This is a genomic window from Vibrio vulnificus CMCP6, from assembly GCF_000039765.1.
Classification (GTDB): domain Bacteria; phylum Pseudomonadota; class Gammaproteobacteria; order Enterobacterales; family Vibrionaceae; genus Vibrio; species Vibrio vulnificus_B.
The window spans coordinates 2,172,609-2,190,660 of sequence record NC_004459.3; the positions used below are offsets into that span (position 1 = coordinate 2,172,609).

Sequence of the window (18,052 nt, forward strand, 5' to 3'; positions counted from 1 at the left end):
GTGAAAAAACGCCTTTTGATGGGATTACTAGTGCTGCTAAGCAGCGTCACGAATGTAGCCAATGCGGCTTTGGAATTGATCATCACCGATGGTATCGATTCAGCAAGACCAATTGCGATTGTTCCTTTTAAATGGCAAGGAACAAAAGCACTGCCTGTTGATATTTCGTCTGTTGTCGCGTCGGATCTTCAACGAAGTGGTAAATTCAGCCCAGTTCCTACCAGCAAGATGCCTCAAACACCTTACAACGAGTCGGAAATTAACTTCGACGCATGGACTAACTTAGGTGTGGATACCTTGCTAACGGGTTCTGTGACACAAAATGAAAAAGGCGAATACGTCATCAACTACCAACTGGTGGATGTGGTGAGAGGCCAACTGACTAGTGGTCAAAGCCGAGCGCTGGAAGATGGCCAATTAGTGCTGTCGAAAGATCACGTATTGTTCAATAAAGTGGCGACGATTACCGCTCCAAGAATGCGTGAGTATGCTCACCGCATTTCCGATCTGATCTACGAGCAGCTCACTGGTGAACGTGGTGCGTTTCTCACTCGCATTGCTTATGTGGTGGTGAATGATAAAGACAAATTCCCATATCAGTTACGAGTGGCAGACTACGATGGTTTTAACGAGCGTTTAGTGCTGCGCTCAAAGCAGCCTCTCATGTCTCCTGCTTGGTCTCCTGATGGTCGTCGGCTTGCTTATGTGAGTTTCCAAAATGGCCAAGCGGAAATCTTTGTACTGAATATTTATACCGGTGAGCATGAGAAGCTAACGTCATTCCCTCGCCACAATGGTGCGCCAAGATTCTCTCCAGATGGCAAGAAATTAGCCATCGTATTGTCAAAAACTGGTTCGCTTCAGATCTACACTCTTGATCTGCAAACGCGTCAGCTAACACAAATAACGAGGGATAGATCAAATAATACGGAGCCATTTTGGCATCCTGATGGCAAATCACTCATCTTTACATCGGATCGGGGTGGTAAACCCCAGATATATAGAGTAAATTTGAGCGACGGGTCGACTAGCCGTCTTACTTGGCAAGGCAGCCAAAACCTAGGTGGGCAGATAACGCCAGATGGACGATTCTTGATTATGGTCAATCGAAGCGATTCAGGTTTTAATTTGGCTAAGCAAGATCTCGAAACCGGCGCCGTTCAGGTATTAACCAAAACGTTGTTGGACGAGTCTCCGAGTATCGCCCCGAATGGAGGTATGGTGATTTATAGCTCCATTTACGATAAAAAAAATGTGTTGTCGATGGTTTCTATCGATGGCCGCTTTAAAGCTAGATTACCGGCAACAAATGGGCGTGTAAGAGCTCCCGCATGGTCTCCGTTTTTGTAGCAACTAAGTTTGATAAACAAAGGAAAATAAGATGCAACTTAATAAGGTTCTTAAAGGGCTTCTAATCGCACTACCAGTGATGGCTGTTACCGCGTGTAGCTCTAGTGATGACGCTGCGTCTAACGCAGGCACCAGCACTGAAACAAACCAAACTACTTCTGGTTCTGCGAACACAACTGACACAACAGTTGTAACGCCAATCGATCAGAATGGTCAGCTTTCTGAGCAAGAACTGAAAGAGCAAGCTCTTCGTGAAACTCAGACAATCTACTTCGCGTTTGACAATGCAACTATCTCTAGCGATTACGAAGAGATGCTAGCAGCTCACGCAGCTTACCTAAGCAAAAACGTAAACCTAAAAGTGACTATCGAAGGTCACGCTGACGAGCGTGGTACTCCTGAGTACAACATCGCACTAGGTGAGCGTCGTGCGCAAGCTGTTGCTAAATACCTACAAGCGCTAGGTGTTCAGGCAGACCAAATTGCTATCGTAAGCTACGGTGAAGAGAAGCCTCTACTACTAGGCCAGACTGAAGAAGTCTACGCGAAAAACCGTCGCGCAGTTCTAGTATACTAATTGAGGAATTGCCTCATGTTCAGTAACACTAAGCGAGCTGTTACGCTTACGTTACTGGCAAGTGCAGCGAACCTAGCGTTCGCTGCACCAGCTCCAGTATCCGATCTCAACAGCGATTCAACGAACACTTCGGTAGCTTCCGCTACGTCCTCCTCTGCTCCGGAAACGGATGTACAGCGTCTTGAACGTTTATTGCAAAACCGTAATCGCGTGCAATTGCAAATGCAGCAGCAAATTGATCAAATGTCGCAAGAAATTGCCGAACTTCGTGGTCAACTTGAGCGCAATAGTTACGATATGCAGCAAATGCTGGAAAGACAAAGAGAACTCTTTATTGAGCTTGATCGTGTCCGCAATGAAATCAAGACGGTAGGAACGCCAACCCAAGCAACGGCCGTGGAAGAAGGCGGTGAGCAGGGCGTGTTTAGCTCTAATGTCGATGAGCAAACGGCCTATCAAAATGCCGTAGACCTAATTTTGAAGAAGCGGGATTACGCTGGTGCAATTGCTGCGTTTAAGCAGTTCCAGAAAGATTTTCCCGATTCCAATTTCGCCCCTAACTCTCATTACTGGTTAGGCCAGCTTTATTTTGCTCAAAAACAAGATAAAGAAGCGGCGAAAAGTTTTGCTGCTGTCGTCTCTTATAAGGATTCAAACAAACGCGCTGATGCCCTAGTGAAACTGGGTGACATCGCTGCACGTAATAACAATCCTGAACAGGCGAAAAAATATTATCAGCAAGCGATAGATGAACACCCAGGCAGCGCCTCTGCCAAAGTGGCAAAATCAAAACTGTAAAATAGGGAGCGAAAGCTCCTTATTTTTTGCTTCTCGCCTGCTGGAAACAATGCGTGCGGCTTTTGCATCTTACATAATCTTAAGGTTACAATACGCGGATTAAAGGAAGTTGCGTAGAGCAAGAGCAATGAGCCACATACTAGATAAAATTGACACCGTTTACCCTTTCCCGCCGAAGCCAATTCCCCTGACTCAGGACGAGAAAGCGGCGTATATCGCCAGTATCAAACAGCTACTTAACGAGAAAGACGCGGTCTTGATCGCCCACTATTACACCGATCCTGAGATCCAAGCGCTGGCTGAAGAAACCGGTGGTTTTGTTGGTGATTCTCTTGAAATGGCTAAATTTGGTAACCGTCATCCAGCAGGTACCCTGATTATTGCGGGTGTACGCTTTATGGGTGAATCGGCAAAAATTCTAACGCCAGAAAAACGCATTCTTATGCCGACACTGGAAGCCGAATGTTCACTGGATCTTGGTTGTCCGGCAGATAAATTCACTGAATTCTGTGATGCCCATCCTGACCACACTGTGGTGGTTTATGCCAATACTTCTGCGGCAGTAAAAGCAAGAGCGGATTGGGTTGTGACCTCAAGTATTGCTCTGGAAATTGTTGAGCATCTGGATGCTGAAGACAAACCGATCATTTGGGGGCCAGATCGCCATCTTGGTTCTTACATCGCGAACAAAACGGGCGCAGACATGTTGCTTTGGCAAGGTGAGTGCGTTGTTCATGATGAGTTTTCTGCTGACGCCTTGCGCAAAATGAAAGCTGTGTATCCGGATGCTGCAATCCTTGTTCATCCAGAATCTCCGGCAAGTGTTGTAGAGCTCGCCGATGCGGTGGGATCAACAAGTCAGTTGATCAAAGCGGCAAAAGAGCTGCCACAGCAGAAAATGATTGTTGCAACTGACAAAGGCATTTTCTTTAAAATGCAGCAGTTGGTACCTGAGAAAGAGCTGATAGAAGCACCAACAGCAGGTGCTGGTGCCACATGTCGCAGCTGTGCACATTGTCCGTGGATGGCAATGAATGGGTTGAAAGCGATTGAAACCGCTTTGCGCGAAGGTGGCGAACAGCACGAGATTTTCGTTGATGAAGCTCTTCGTGTTAAGTCCTTGATTCCATTAAACCGTATGTTGGACTTTGCGGAAAAGTTAAATATGCAAGTGAAAGGCAATGCATAAATTTGAGTGTTTGCTCACAAAATTTTGAACCAGCCACCATGGCTGGTTTTTTTGTATCAAATAATTGCTTTATATTCAGCCTCTTGATGAATAAGGACGTCGATTATGTCGGTTTGGTTTCTACTCAAAAAGTGGTTTCAAGCGCATGTATTTAGCTTGAGTAATCGCAATCTGTTCATTTTGTTGGTGTGCTATGTCGCGCTGTGCTGGCTCTTGCTTGCGTGGGCAGGGGAGCAAGCACTCACTGAAAATGTCACGACATTTGTCTATTACCTGATGGTGACGGCGTCGACCGTGGGCTACGGTGATTTATCTCCGGCAACGCCACTGGGCCGTTGGGTTGTGATTCTTGTGGTGATCCCAGGTGGGTTAAGTCTGTTTGCGGCTTTGTTGGGGCGTGTGGCAAGTTCAGTGATTGATTACTGGCGAGCAGGTGTATTGGGAAAAAGGAGAGTGCGCGTGAATAACCATATTCTTTTGCTAGGTTGGAATGGACAAAGGACCGTCCACCTGATTCGTATGTTGCAACATGAAGAGGTGGGTAAGCGACCCATTGTGCTCTGTTCCCGCTCGGATATTGAAAATCCTCTCCCCGGAGAAATTGGCTTTGTGAAGGTAACCAGCTATACCGACGCGTTGGAAATGGCGAACGCGAATGTGGCGGATGCAAGCTGTATTATTGTTGATAATCAGCAAGACGATATCACGCTTTCGGCTGCGCTTTACTGTGCCAACATTAACCCTAATGCTCATTTGTTAGCGTATTTTAAGGATGATGCACTAGGGCAACTCTTGAGTCAGCACTGCCCTAAAGCGGAGTGCATCCCCGCCGTGGGCGCGGAAATGTTGGCCAAGGCGGCCGTTGACCCAGGGTCAAGCGCGCTTCACCAAGAGTTGCTCGCCTCTACTCGCGGCATGACGCAATACTCTGTTGAGTATCCCAAACATTTAGCGCAAACCAATGTCGACGCGCTATTTTCATTTCTAAAAAAGCATCACCAAGCAACGTTGATTGCGGTGGACGTGGGCCAAGGTATTGAGCTCAATCCGCATCTCGATCGCAAAGTGCCAAGTGGGGCAAAACTGTTTTACATTGCAGATGAACGTATCCATTCATTCGAATGGGAAGCTATAAAGGAAAATTAATGTCTGTTTTATCAGGTCTGTTGGCGGGCTTTACCAACTTTTTACTCTATTTTTCACTCTCGATTGCTTTTGTGCTCGCATTCAAGTTCATCTATGTTCGTTTAACGCCGTACGATGAATGGAAGTTAATCAAAGAGCACAGCAATACCGCGGCAGCCATTGCACTCAGCGGCGCTTTTTTAGGCTACTGCATTGCCATTTCAGGTGCAGCAAAAAACGCCATCAGTCTCGTGGATTTCGCTGTTTGGGGTGTCGTTGCAATGTGCGCGCAGGTGATCGCTTTTGCTATCGTTCGCTTTGTTTTAGTGCCTCGAATCACCGAACGCATCGAACGTGATGAGATCCCTGCAGGTATTATTTCTGCGACCGTATCGATTTCCGTTGGCGTGCTGAACGCTGCGTGCATGTCTTACTAGGAGCTGAGATGAAACGCAGCTCGAATGTCAAAAAATCTTCCTTTGAGAAGATCATGCCAGCGATCCCTTATGTTCTATTCGGCGGCTTCTTTGCCTATACCGTTTACGAACCCGAGACGGAAGGGTACATCTTCAAAGATGCCGACTATTGTAAGCGCAATAACCCAGAGCTTGGTGCACAGTGTGATCTTGCTTATCAAGAAGCTCTCGCCAGAGCGGAGTATAGCGCGCCTAAATACAGCTCGTCGCAAGCTTGTCGTAGTGAGTTTAGTGACGATGAGTGCCATTACAGCTCGGTTTATCATTCGTACATCCCACGCATGAATAGTTTTTTCTACACTTCCGACACCAGTGGTTTAAAGAACAGCAGCAAATCCTTCTTTTCTGAGCCTCTTTATCGCTACAAGCATGGCTACTATTCCGGTTCTGGCGTTTCTTATGGCAGTACGTTAGGCAAAGCGGTGAACATCAATACCAGTTCACTCAAATCAAGCGGAGGAACGATTGGTAAAGTGATGTCACGTGGTGGCTTTGGCCATTCTGTATCGGTTAGTCGAGGCGGATAAGTTGTTTCGTCGTGAGATAGAAGAGCGCGCTCACTGGCGCGCATTGGCAAAGCGGTATGGCTTTGGTTTTCATACCATGTATGGGCAACCTTATTGGGATGAATCGGCTTACTACCAATTTAATCTTCAGCAAATCGAACAAGATCTCGAAGCCCCGACAGAAGAGATCCATCAAATGTGTCTCTCCATCGTAGATAAAGTGGTTCACAATGAGCAACTCTTAGCTCGTTTTGGCATCCCGCAGCCAATGTGGGAGCAAGTGCGCCTTTCGTGGATGATGAATGAGCCTTCACTCTATTCTCGATTGGACTTTGCCTACGCGGGTAACGGGCCTGCAAAGCTCTATGAGAACAACGCTGACACCCCGACATCGCTATTTGAAACCGCGTTTTGGCAATGGTTGTGGCTAGAGGATGTGGTGAATCAAGGCTGTGTGAGTCGCCGCGCGGATCAATTCAATATACTTCAAGATTTTTTGATTGAACGTTTTCGACAAATTGCCCGCTTTCAGCCGGGGCAAACACTGCATTTCAGTTGCTGTAAAGAGACAGAAGAAGATCGAGCCACGGTGCAATACCTTGAAGATTGTGCCAAGGAAGCTGGTTTGCAAACGGCGTTTGTCTTTATTGAAGACATTGGTATCGACAGCCGATCTTGTTTTGTAGACGCTGAAAACCGCGTTATTCGCTGGATGTTTAAACTGTACCCTTGGGAAGAGATGTTTTCTGATGAATACAGCCGTTTTCTTTCTGAGGCAAAAGTGAACTGGCTGGAGCCAATGTGGAAGTCCGTATTGTCAAACAAAGCGTTACTGCCTTTGCTATGGCAAGAGTTCGAGGGGCATCCCAACCTGCTGCCTGCCTATTTTAGCGATGATCCAAAAGCAAGCTCGCTGAAAGATTTCGTCATCAAGCCATTGTTTTCTCGTGAAGGCGCGAATATTGAAATTGTCCGCAATGGTAAAACCCATCACAAGACAGAAGGGCCGTATGGTGAAGGACGTTTCATCGTTCAACAGTATTGCCCGCTTCCGAAATTTGGCAATAGCCACACATTGATCGGCAGTTGGTTGGTGAATGATAAAGCTGCTGGTATTTCCATTCGTGAGGATTCCAGCATCATTACTCAAGATCTTGCTCGTTACTTGCCACATGTGATCTTATGAGCATTGGAAAGGCGTAATTTTTCAGCCGAAAACAAAGACCCCAGCTTATTGACTGGGGTCTTTGTTTTATAGGGTATTGATGGCGTTACTGTTCGTCTGCCAGCATCACGCCACGCTGAGTCAGTCCACACAGCATCATTGGCATGGCATTGAAGATCTCAGCAAATTGATCCAACCCGTCAAAACCTTGCTCGCTTAATGTTGCGATGGTGGTCTCTGGATCGTACAGCATGGTCAGAGACAGCAGCACACCGCCGAGCAAGGCGTTTTCTTCGCTGTGTTCCGGCATCAGCGTTTCCCAATCATCACGGGCTAATTGCCAGCCTTGCAACAGGCCTTCGCAGAAATCGCGCGTTGCTTCGTTAACAATCTCTGCTTCGTCTAGCGCGCACTCTTCTGGCCATTGCCAAGTGCCCTCAATCAACGCTGGGCGAGCTTGATTCCAAAGATTCACGATGGCATCAATATAGCTTTCGAGTTGTTCACCATCGAGGAAAGGAGCCGTTTCTTCACCACCCCAAAGGAACGGAAGCCATTCGTTTGGAGGAAGAATGTTTGGCGCAGCGGCCATTGAGGTCACGAAACCTTGAGTTTTTGCGTGATTGAGCAGTTTGCCTTCAAGTTCAGGGAGAGCGATTATGTTGTGTAAATTCAAAATAGAATACCGTCTGATCTAATAAATGCGCGTGATGCGCCATCTTACCAAGCAAAACCTGACCAAGCAAAATGTAGAGACAAAAGGCCAAGCGAGAAAATCCTCACGAGAGCGATCACGATAATGGCACTTTCTTGATCCAGTTAGCGCTAAGGAATAACAGTATGCATTTTGCTGAAAATTGGGTATACACTTAAGCGAGACAACAGGGAAAGTATTGATAAATTATGAGAATACGCTCGTCACTTCGGAAAAAAAGCATCTATGCACTGAGTCTCTATTTGTGCTTTTTCATCGCCACAATAGGCAGTGTTGCTTATTTGGTGGTGGAACCGCCGGTGCGCAGCAATATCGAGAGAAATCTCGATCTCAGGACAGAGTTGCTTGCCTCACAAATCAAATCTCCGTTTAATCGCGCCGTGGGCGTGCTTAACAGCCTGGTCGGCGTGGCCCAAAGCCAGCAAAAGGGCACGAACCAACCACAAATCCTCGGAAGAATTATTGCCAGTAGCGATCAAGTCATCGCCAGTGGTGGCGTATGGCCGGAGCCGCAGCAAATTGACGGCTCACTGCGCTATGTCAGTCTGTTTTTCAATAAAGGAGAGGATGGTCGCATCGAGCAGATCCACTCTTACAACAATCCTGAATCTAGCGGCTATCACACGGAAAGTTGGTATTTATCGGTCGTCAATTTGCCAGAAAACAGCGTCGCTTGGTCAAACGTATACACCGACCCTTACACGCAAGTTCAGATGATCACTGCCTCTCAGCCTTATTTTATTGATGGTGAGTTTGCAGGTGTGGCAACCGTTGATATCTCACTAGAAACGCTTTTCGATTTCGTTAAAGGTCATACTGAGAAATATCAACTTGGTGTGTCAATTTCTGACCCTGGTGGTAAGTTGTTGCTTGAGCATGCTTTTCATCTCACACGCGATCGCTATATCAGTGAAATTGAAGTGGCCGATATTGGTTGGCGTGTCCGCGTTATCAACTCGCAATTGACCGTGTCTGATGAAGTGTTTGGCCAAGTGATGAGGGTAGAAGCAGGTATTCTTCCTTTCCTTCTGATTTGTGTTTTGGTGGGCTATTACACACTGAATCGATACGTGATTAAGCCCATCATCTCGATTGCGAAGAAAGTGGATGTGTCTAAAACGGGCGGTATTATCGACATTCACTATGACAGTGAAGACGAAATCAAACACCTAATCGAAACCATCAATGAGAAAACCGTCTATTTGGAAGCCGAGAAAGTCAAAGCCCAAGCCTCAACCAACGCTAAAACGGCCTTTTTGGCCACGCTCTCCCATGAAATTCGTACCCCGATGAACGGTGTGCTTGGTACGGCACAGATCTTACTAAAAACGCCATTAAACGAAGAACAACGTAAGCATCTCAAAACCCTCTATGATTCCGGTGATCACATGATGACGTTGCTCAACGAAATTCTCGATTACTCGAAAATAGAGCAGGGGCATATGGAGTTTGATAACAATCCTTTCCCATTTGACTCCATCATTGGCAGTGTTAACAGCGTTTACTACACCTTATGTGCCGAGAAAGGCCTGCAGTTTAAAGTGTACACAACGGTACCAACGGGCCGCTGGTATTGCGCAGACAAAGCACGCCTGCGCCAAGTGTTATTCAATCTGCTCAATAACGCCGTGAAGTTTACCGCAAGAGGCTTGGTGGAAGTGTATTTTGAAGAGCACACAAGGGAGCAAGCCAACTATCTATCAATCAAAGTAAAAGACACCGGCATCGGGATCCCTGAGTCGGCGCAAAAACGCATCTTCCGACCTTTTGAGCAGGCTGAATCGTCAACCACTCGCCGTTTTGGTGGTACAGGGCTTGGCCTCGCCATCGTCAAACAAATTGCTGAACAGATGGGCGGCAGTGTTGCTGTGTCTAGCCAAGTAGGATTAGGAACCTGTTTTACGGTTGAGCTGGCTTTGGAATGCACCTCACCAGAAACGGAGAGCCCTGAGCCAAGATACAAGCTCAACTATCAGGGGTTACGAGCACTGATTGTTGAAGATAACCGGACCAACGCCATCATCATCGAAACCTTCTTAAGGAATAAAGGCTTCAGCTGTGAACGTGTGGAGAATGGAGAGCAGGCGATAGCGTGCGTAACACAGCACCCGTTTGATCTGATACTGATGGACAACCATATGCCCGTTATGGATGGTATTGAAGCGATTACCGCGATTCGTGCCATGGACTCACCTTGTCGACATACCTTGATTTTTGGCTGTACCGCCGACGTGTTTAAAGAAACCCGAGAGCGCATGTTAGGGGTAGGGGCGGATCATATTATCGCCAAGCCAATAGTAGAAGCCGAACTGGATGATGCTTTATTCCAACACGCGAAACTTTTGTACCAGTTTCGAGCAGAAGATGTGCAAGCACAAGTTGAAGAGCAATCGATAGAATCACTTCTCGTCGGTTTCTATATCGCGATAGAAAACGGGGAACTTACTCAAGCGCACAACGCGATCAGCCAAATTCGCGGCCAGCACAAAGACGCGATCGAGCCTGCATTGGCACAATCACTCGCCAGAATTGAACAGCAACTGAGCGAGAATAAACAACCAGATCAAGAAGAAATCAACCTGCTGACCGTGTTGTTGGCGGATTGAGTTATTTAATGTAGTTTAATTACGAAATAAAGCCGCTGAAAAAGCGGCTTTATTCATTTCTGGCGAATTAAACTACATCTTGCGTTTAAATTGGTTATTAATTTACATCTTTCAATTAAAAATGGTGCCAAAAACTACAAATTATACTGCTCTAATAGCGCGATGAACTGCATGTGAGTTTGTTTGTTGGTTCATGATGTCGTTATTTTGCTAATTTTGCAGTTTTTAATTTTATAGAGGAAGAAAATGAAATCTCGTGCGCCATTTTGTATCCGTCATGCGGCAGCTGATACTTTTGCTATGGTGGTTTTTTGCTTTATCTCAGGGATGATTATCGAGATTCTGATTTCTGGAATGACTTTCCAGCAATCTCTGGCATCAAGAACGTTATCTATTCCGGTTAACATCGCGATCGCGTGGCCTTATGGTGTGTTTCGTGATTGGGTTCTTCGCCAAGGTGCGCGTGTATCGACCAGTGGACTGATGAAAAACGTATCCGATTTAGTGGCGTATGTGCTTTTTCAATCACCAGTCTACGCCGGTATTTTGCTTGCGGTAGGCGCATCGACAGAGCAGATCATCACGGCAGTGACCAGCAATGCGATTATCTCTTGCGGTATGGGCGTTCTGTACGGCTACTTCCTAGATATGTGTCGCCGTTGGTTTAAGGTTCCTGGCTACTATCAGCAAGCATAATTGCTGGTAGATTGCTCGATTTAGCCAATTACTAGCCAACTAAACTCCTCATGGCGCTTTTTTTTAAAACTGGGCTTGACCAATCCCAAGATAATCATTAAATTAGCGCCTCGTTGGCACGAGTTGCCACACAAAATTTGATTCGGTGAGTTGTCCGAGTGGCTGAAGGAGCACGCCTGGAAAGTGTGTGTACGGCAACGTACCGAGAGTTCGAATCTCTCACTCACCGCCACATTCTTGAAGAAAGACGTCCTAGGACGTCTTTTTTTATGCCTGTAAATTTGTTAAATCAATGACTTTAATTCATTGAAAGTCCAATGAAGTTCGATACAAGTTATCAACGACGAACTAAGTTTAAGAAAATACTCACGTCACGTTTAGGTGCCTTAACCACTCATCAAATCCGTTTGGGAACAACCGTTTTCTAGCAGTTTAGAAAGGCTTTGATGTGATCGATAAATATCCCACACTCTATTGCAGGCCGATCTTGCTATCAGGCTATTCTGAGAGCGCTGCCTTTATCATTTTTCGTCCTAGCCATGAGCACGGATAAATCTTCGCCAGATCAAGGTTATAGAAACTTGATCAACAGCAAATTTACTCCAACATGTGGACATAAATCACGAAAGTTCGATTAAAACACGGAGAATATTGAGTATTATGTAACTCTATGAACATCCATATGAGACATAACTGTTGAACTTAGCGAAAGCCCTTAGCATTCTTTCAAAATCTTCACCTTATGCGGTGAGCACTGAGAGAGAGCAAAATCAAGATCATCTGGCTGATTACAAGCGCTACATCTACATCCAGACAGATATAGAAACGGATTTCAAAAAGGCACTCCTATCTGCCAAGCCCAATCAAATCATCTTCCTATGTGGAAGTAGTGGCGATGGTAAATCTGAGATTTTGACGCAGTATAGCCAGAAGCACAAAGCGACTCATGATTTCCACTTGGATGCGACTCACAGCTTCAACCCAAGCCAGACGGCTATTCATACTCTCGATCATCGATTTTCCGAGTTCAAACAAAGCAATAAACCTCTCGTGGTTGGCATCAACGTGGGTATGCTCGGCAACTACACGGAAGAAGGGGCTGGAGAGCATATCGATGTTAAGAATGCAGCTCGGAGTTTTCTCGCTCGCAATCGCTCTGAAATTCCAGAGCAGTATGTGTTTTTGGATTTTGAAGACTATCCGAAGTTTACATTTAGTAACGAGGGTAGTGCATCTGATTTTGCGGAGCAGTTTCTAAAAAACTGACAGCTCAGACGCTTGATAACCCGTTTTATGTGCTTTAAGTGCGTTCAATCGTATTGTCCTAAAGCATGTTGATTTTGTGGTTTTTGAAAAAATACTGGAGGGATTTTTGGGCCTTGTTGCTCTTATTGATCAAGTAACGTGAAGCTAAAGATGAGTTGCAGCATCACTAGCCGCAACTCACTGTACTTAAGTGTAATCAAAGTATGCTGTCAATTGATGAGCTTCTGGTTGCGCTCTAAGTAATTTTTCATCTTGCGTCGATCCCATACGGCGAAGGAAGTAATGAACTAAAGCTCTTCGGGTTGTTATTTCCAACTTACTATCTTCCATAGCGTAGTCGTCTGCAACAACCACTCGCTGTTGCTCAGATAAGTAAGGATTAGGTGTAATCGTTAACTTAACTTGATGGTTCCAACTGTCATCGTGCTCTCGTGTCTTTGATGACTTATCCATTAAGTCAGGTTCGTTTCTAAAGCGACTTAATACAAAATCTCGAAACTCATGTTTTTCTTCACAATATGCTCTTACATGCCACCTTATTCCATCATAGACTAAGCTGTGAGGCGCAATAATTCTACCTCGAACTTCAGGGGTAGAGAGTGACACATAGTCAATGTCTACGCGAAGATTAGCCCTTGCTGCCGCAATTAATCCTCGAACGATGTTCGGTGATATAGTCCTTTCAGGGACGTTCAATATAGTCGATTGAGCTTCCCCCCAGTTAAAGAACTCAAAGGTTTCTTCTTGGTTATATTGTTGATGGAGCATCAGCAAGTACTCATGAGCAGTCCCTTGAGTAAACAAAGGCTTAAAGTTGTCTGCTGGCCTGTAGCCTTTAATTGTCCTATCGAGTATCAATTGACCTTGGTTAGTTAAGCTAATGTACTTGTTGATATCCCTAGAAGCTTGTTGTCTTCCTATGTGAAAAGCATCACATAGATGATTTGTCGTGAGTCGACCCTCCCAAAGAGCAATGATCTCAATTAGTCGAAATCGTACTTGTTGGTCCCATTTGATATCTGCTTGACTCATGTTCGTGCTCATAAATGTTACATGTTGATGTATACAGTATATACATGTAGCAATAAAGTACATATATTTATTGTGGATATTGGGAGGAGCACTAAAAGTCAGGAATCTTTACTGTGTGAGAGTCGATGGTATTGAAAGCTGTAACCTGATTTAGTGGCCACAAATTCAAACTGGTTGATTTTCAATTAAGAAAAACAACAAAACTCGAGACAAATACGATGATGTATGCCGGATTGACCAAAGTTATTGCTATAAATTCTTATCAGAAAAACAAGATGTTTTCTGAGTATTCTTTTGATGCTCCCACTCAGATCACTGGCGGTAACGGAGAAGGCAAAACATCACTGTTAAGGCTCATTCCGTTCTTTTATGGAGCGACTGGCACGCAGATCGTCAGAAAATCGAATGTTAATAAGCCCTTTGCAGAATGGTATTTACCACACAACAATAGTTATATTGTTTTCGAGTACATTACTGCTCGTGGTCAAGTTGCTCATGTCATTTGTTATCGAAACCTTAGTACTAAAGGTGGAGTTGTTTACCTTTTCGTTAAAGGTCAGTTTGAGCAGTCAATGATCATTAAACAAGATAGCGAAGACAAGCCTTACGCTATCGGCTGTACAAAGCTGGCTGCGGAGCTGAATGCTAACGGCTTACATTACGAATCACGTATTACTAGCGTCAAAGAGTATCGCGAAATTATCCAAAACATTAATGCAGGGAATTTGAGCAATCAGTTCCTGAGCTACTCTTTGTGCTCTGGTCGTCATGATGTCCGTCACATTGAAAAAATCACAGCGGCGTTGATTCAAGGTGAATTCAATATGGCCGACACAAAGGCGCTTTTCCTGGATATCCTCGAACAAGGGAATAGCACATTAGAGTTTGGTGTAGATGCAAACAGAATTGAACAATGGTGTGATGATTACAACGGCCTAACTGCGTTCCTAAACAAAAAAGAAGCGTTCATTGACGCTATTGCGAACAATAAGCAGATTGCTTATCTAACCAATCAGCTAGCAAGTGCCTTAATAACTATTCGTGACGTGTCTGAAAGCCTTGATGGATCTCTTAAGACAACCGAACTGAAGCGCTCAGATTTTCTTGAAAACAGTGACAAGCAGATTGGCGAAATTAATCAAGATAAGCTTGATAAAGAGGTTCAAAAGAGTGCTCTTCAACGCTCTATCACAAGTATCAACTCTGAGATCGAAGTACATCACAGCAAGCTTATAACATACGAAAACAGTGGTTATCCAGAGCTGTCCGTCAAGCTTAAGCAATTGCCAGAAATGGAAGACAGGGTGGCACAACAAAGACAAAGTTACGCCAATCTTGAAACTAAGGTAAATGATGCCAAAGCAAAGTATGAGAAAGACAAACAAAGCCTTGTTAGTAAGTTCAACAAAGAAAAGTCTGACCTAACAGAGCAAAAACTTGATGCCGAAAAAGAGTGCAAGGTTAAAAAAGACAAGATAGACGATGTATATCAGCCACAGTTAAAGGAACTGACCCAAACCCATACGAGTTTTATAGCGGATAAATCTCAGGCTCTTATGGAACATAAGGCTGAACTCGCCACTCAAAAACAGCGACTAAAGAACCCAGATATTGATGAGCTTCTCATTGAGCAGAGAGAGCTGTTGGAGTCTGAGAAGGACAGATTACAAGAACAAGTAGACACGTTAAAACACAAGACAACTGTGAGTGAGAAGGAAGGAGTCAACTTACAAACTAAACGTGAAAAGTTACTCGAAAGATTAGAGGCCACTCGTCGAAATATGCGCGATGCCGAAGCTAGGTTAAAAGTAGTCAGTAACCGATTAGACCCAGATTCAGGAACCTTGTTCTCGTTCCTGGAGGCTAATCGACAGGGATGGCAAAGCTCTCCACTTGGTCGTGTTCTTACCGATGAGCTTTTGATGGACACGACACTCAAGCCTTCTATGACTGAAGATTCAGGTTCAATGTACGATTTATATATCGATACGAGCAACCTAGCCGATTGTAGTGTCACCAACAAAGCTGATGTAGAAGAGCAGGCTCAATTGATGGATCTTATCGGTGAGCTTGAAGATGCAGAGGCCGATTTCAACAAGCACATTTCGAAAAATGATTCTGCTATTAAGCAGTCAGCGCTTGAGTTGTCACGACTACGCAATGAGCTGCGAAACGCTGAGGGTGACCTAGCACAAACTAAGATTAACCTTAAAAACAAGAAAATAGAGATTGCCCGTGCAAAAGAGGGCTTAGTCGAAAAAATTAATATAAGCATCAAATCGATTGAGAAAGCTATAGCCCTGATTGAACAGGAAATTTCAGTGACGCGTGAACGTTTTGAAGAAGCAAAATTAGAGTTAAACAACGACAGGCTTACTCAAATTAGCAATGTTGAATCATCACTTGATCTCACGATCGGAGCTATAGACGAACTACTGGAAAAAAGGACTCTGACATTAGGCGAGAACAAACAGCGCATCAAAACGGAGTATGAACAGCGGTTGAGTGATCAAGGTATTAGTGGCGAAATCTATCAATGCTACAAAGAAGAAATCGAATTGCTTGATAATGAGATCAAAAACTTAAAAGAGAAGTCTCATAAAATCAAAGAATACGAGACATGGCTTGCTGTTTATGAAGTGGATGATCCTAAGAGACGTGACGATCGCAATACTAAGGTCAAAGAGCTTGAAACGGTGCATCAAGAGATTAAATCTTTTGACATTAAACTGAAAGAGTTGAGAGCTAAAGTTCATCGAACCAAAAAAGAGTTTGATGAGAAGCTCTCTATCTTGAGAAACCACAAACAGCGAGCTGACAGTGCAATCTCTCGCCTAAGTAACTATGTGATGTTTGAGGGCGAAGAAGGCAGCCAAGAAGCGCTCGATTATAACGGCGATTTAAATTCACTATTGAGTGATGTAGAGAGCAAACTCCCAGAGTTAGAGAGACTTACTAAGCTACGTAAAAAAGATATACAACAGATGGAAACTATAACTCTCAACCTTGGTGGCGGGGAGCTGTATCGTTTCTGGAATGAAAGCAGCCGAAACACCATTTCAGAGGATATTGTTGCTAGTGACTCTAAGCGAATAGATATTCTAGAAATCATCATGAATGACATTATTCCTCAAGTGACCAGCATAACAATTGAAAGCGCGGTCAACATGGGGCGTATGCTCGTTGACTTCAAGCATCGGTTACTTGGCTTCGACCGTGATATTAAAAAACTTGGTCGTAATATCTCTGAACAAGTAAAGCTCAATAACACGTTCTCTGTAGTTGGTTCTATTGACATTAACGTTGAGAGTTCGCTTTCCAAACTACAAGGTTGGCAAGATATTATTAACTTCTCTGAGATTTACGAAGAGTGGGATAAAACGGGATCTGCTGAGCTACCAACCAAAGAGTTTTTTAATGCGTTAAGTACACTGACGTACCACATTAGTGCCGAGAAAGTTAAGAAGCCTACTGAACTGTTTGATATCAAATTTGAAGTCATCGAGAACAACCAGCGTAAAACGGCCAAAACAGATAAAGATATGCGTGATTTAGCCAGTAATGGCACGAACTTGCTTATTCAATCCATGTTGTATTTAGCGCTACTGACGCAGCAACGTGGAGCAAGTCGACTATCAATAACTTACCCAACCGATGAGATTGGTAAGCTGACGGCAGAAAACCAAGCCAAACTGCTCAAAATGATGGGGGCACACAACTTCAATGTTATCGCGGCTCAACCCGATGGCAATAATCGTACAGCTAATTTATTCAAGTACCTGTACCACTTAACGCCTTACAAGAACATTTTCAATAAACCTAAAGTTAGCAAACTCGCGTTAGCCAAAGCCGCTGAAACTAGCACAGGAGTAGAAGCATGAAGCCAGTATCACTAGTTCTAGAATCTCTACTTAGTGGCCGTTTTATCTGCCCAGCCACTGATCGTGAAGCTTACAAGACACTTAAAGAGGACCGAACACACCGAGAAATCAATCAAGCGTTGACTCTTATGGGCCGCGAGCTCCAATGTACGAGCAGAACCAGCGCCTATTATGTCACCTATAAAAGTATCGACGATCACAATCGTCGTCAGGTGACTACGTTGATGAGTAATGTACACGGTATCATTCGACCTGTAGTTAAATTCGTGTCGACAGTCAGTGAGGCTGCTCAAGTTGAAGCGGTGATGGTTGGTGGTGATGAGTTAAATGTGCCTGTGCTGAGTGCGCAAATCCAATCGTCTCCTAGCTTGATGGAGAAACTCGATAGTATTTACCGACTCCCAAAAGTGAGTCGGAAAAAAGTGCGTGACAGTGCAGCGGATAAACTCAATGTGGTTGTCGAATTTCTGGTTAAGGAAGGCGTGGCTCATTTAGTAAACAAAGAGCGCCAACTCTATGTGATGACGGGAAAATTAGACTTTGTTTACGAGGTGCTCGATTTTATCGATACGCATGAAAAGATCGTTGAGACAGTTAACAAAGCAAACGAGAGTCAAGGGGAGTTCGACTTTTGATGAGCCCTCAAAACAATGGGAAACATGGGTGGTGT

The 18,052-nt window shown here is 44.6% G+C and carries 14 protein-coding genes, 1 tRNA gene and 1 pseudogene; 14 read left to right on the forward strand and 2 right to left on the reverse strand.

The window, feature by feature from the left end; all coding sequences use genetic code 11:
• The 8 genes from tolB to VV1_RS10255 all read left to right on the forward strand — a co-directional run bounded on the left by tolB (position 1) and on the right by VV1_RS10255 (position 7,207).
• On the forward strand, positions 1 to 1,350 hold the full coding sequence (gene tolB, locus VV1_RS10220) for a Tol-Pal system beta propeller repeat protein TolB (protein ID WP_011080047.1): 1,350 nt from the start codon (positions 1 to 3) through the stop codon (positions 1,348 to 1,350).
• A 31-nt stretch (positions 1,351 to 1,381) separates the two neighbouring features.
• The gene (gene pal, locus VV1_RS10225) at positions 1,382 to 1,927 is read left to right on the forward strand and encodes a peptidoglycan-associated lipoprotein Pal (RefSeq protein ID WP_011080048.1); all 546 of its coding nucleotides are present in this window, start codon (positions 1,382 to 1,384) and stop codon (positions 1,925 to 1,927) included.
• A gap of 15 nt (positions 1,928 to 1,942) precedes the next feature.
• Positions 1,943 to 2,725 (forward strand): tol-pal system protein YbgF, encoded by a 783-nt coding sequence (gene ybgF / locus VV1_RS10230; protein ID WP_011080049.1) that lies wholly within the window; start codon positions 1,943 to 1,945, stop codon positions 2,723 to 2,725.
• A gap of 127 nt (positions 2,726 to 2,852) precedes the next feature.
• The gene (nadA, locus tag VV1_RS10235; protein ID WP_011080050.1) at positions 2,853 to 3,914 is read left to right on the forward strand and encodes a quinolinate synthase NadA; all 1,062 of its coding nucleotides are present in this window, start codon (positions 2,853 to 2,855) and stop codon (positions 3,912 to 3,914) included.
• A gap of 105 nt (positions 3,915 to 4,019) precedes the next feature.
• Positions 4,020 to 5,060, forward strand: coding sequence for a potassium channel family protein (locus VV1_RS10240; RefSeq protein ID WP_011080051.1), 1,041 nt, complete (start codon positions 4,020 to 4,022; stop codon positions 5,058 to 5,060).
• Positions 5,060 to 5,476 (forward strand): DUF350 domain-containing protein, encoded by a 417-nt coding sequence (locus VV1_RS10245; RefSeq protein WP_011080052.1) that lies wholly within the window; start codon positions 5,060 to 5,062, stop codon positions 5,474 to 5,476. The genes VV1_RS10240 and VV1_RS10245 overlap by 1 nt, the downstream gene beginning before the upstream one ends.
• A gap of 8 nt (positions 5,477 to 5,484) precedes the next feature.
• Positions 5,485 to 6,042 carry a DUF1190 domain-containing protein gene (locus VV1_RS10250; RefSeq protein WP_011080053.1) on the forward strand — a complete coding sequence of 186 codons (558 nt, stop codon included), beginning with the start codon at positions 5,485 to 5,487 and terminating at the stop codon, positions 6,040 to 6,042.
• Position 6,043: 1 nt separating this feature from the next.
• Complete coding sequence (locus tag VV1_RS10255; protein ID WP_011080054.1) at positions 6,044 to 7,207, forward strand: glutathionylspermidine synthase family protein; 1,164 nt, start codon at positions 6,044 to 6,046, stop codon at positions 7,205 to 7,207.
• Positions 7,208 to 7,292: 85 nt separating this feature from the next.
• On the opposite strand, the gene VV1_RS10260 is transcribed toward VV1_RS10255, so the two are convergent.
• Positions 7,293 to 7,862: a UPF0149 family protein gene (locus VV1_RS10260; RefSeq protein WP_011080055.1), complete on the reverse strand. Its 570-nt coding sequence runs from the start codon at positions 7,860 to 7,862 to the stop codon at positions 7,293 to 7,295.
• Between the two features lie 227 nt (positions 7,863 to 8,089).
• Here VV1_RS10260 and VV1_RS10265 point away from each other — a divergent pair, with 227 nt between their 5' ends.
• The 4 genes and pseudogenes from VV1_RS10265 to dptF all read left to right on the forward strand — a co-directional run.
• Positions 8,090 to 10,507 carry a hybrid sensor histidine kinase/response regulator gene (locus VV1_RS10265; RefSeq protein WP_011080056.1) on the forward strand — a complete coding sequence of 806 codons (2,418 nt, stop codon included), beginning with the start codon at positions 8,090 to 8,092 and terminating at the stop codon, positions 10,505 to 10,507.
• A 246-nt stretch (positions 10,508 to 10,753) separates the two neighbouring features.
• A complete protein-coding gene (locus tag VV1_RS10270; protein ID WP_011080057.1) occupies positions 10,754 to 11,203 on the forward strand; it encodes an L-alanine exporter AlaE in 450 nt (149 codons plus the stop codon).
• A gap of 144 nt (positions 11,204 to 11,347) precedes the next feature.
• Positions 11,348 to 11,435 (forward strand) — tRNA-Ser (locus VV1_RS10275).
• Positions 11,436 to 11,899: 464 nt separating this feature from the next.
• Positions 11,900 to 12,504, forward strand: a pseudogene (dptF, locus tag VV1_RS10280) (DNA phosphorothioation-dependent restriction protein DptF); the annotation flags it as partial.
• A 151-nt stretch (positions 12,505 to 12,655) separates the two neighbouring features.
• On the opposite strand, the gene VV1_RS10285 reads toward dptF, so the two are convergent.
• A complete protein-coding gene (locus VV1_RS10285; protein ID WP_043920964.1) occupies positions 12,656 to 13,501 on the reverse strand; it encodes a BrxR family helix-turn-helix transcriptional regulator in 846 nt (281 codons plus the stop codon).
• Between the two features lie 218 nt (positions 13,502 to 13,719).
• Here VV1_RS10285 and VV1_RS10290 point away from each other — a divergent pair, with 218 nt between their 5' ends.
• Together VV1_RS10290 and VV1_RS10295 are read left to right on the forward strand one after the other, a co-directional pair.
• Positions 13,720 to 17,382, forward strand: a complete 3,663-nt coding sequence (locus VV1_RS10290) for an ATP-binding protein (RefSeq protein WP_011080060.1) — start codon at positions 13,720 to 13,722, stop codon at positions 17,380 to 17,382.
• Positions 17,379 to 18,017: a hypothetical protein gene (locus tag VV1_RS10295; protein WP_011080061.1), complete on the forward strand. Its 639-nt coding sequence runs from the start codon at positions 17,379 to 17,381 to the stop codon at positions 18,015 to 18,017. Before VV1_RS10290 ends, VV1_RS10295 begins: the two co-directional genes overlap by 4 nt.
• Positions 18,018 to 18,052 lie beyond the last annotated feature (35 nt).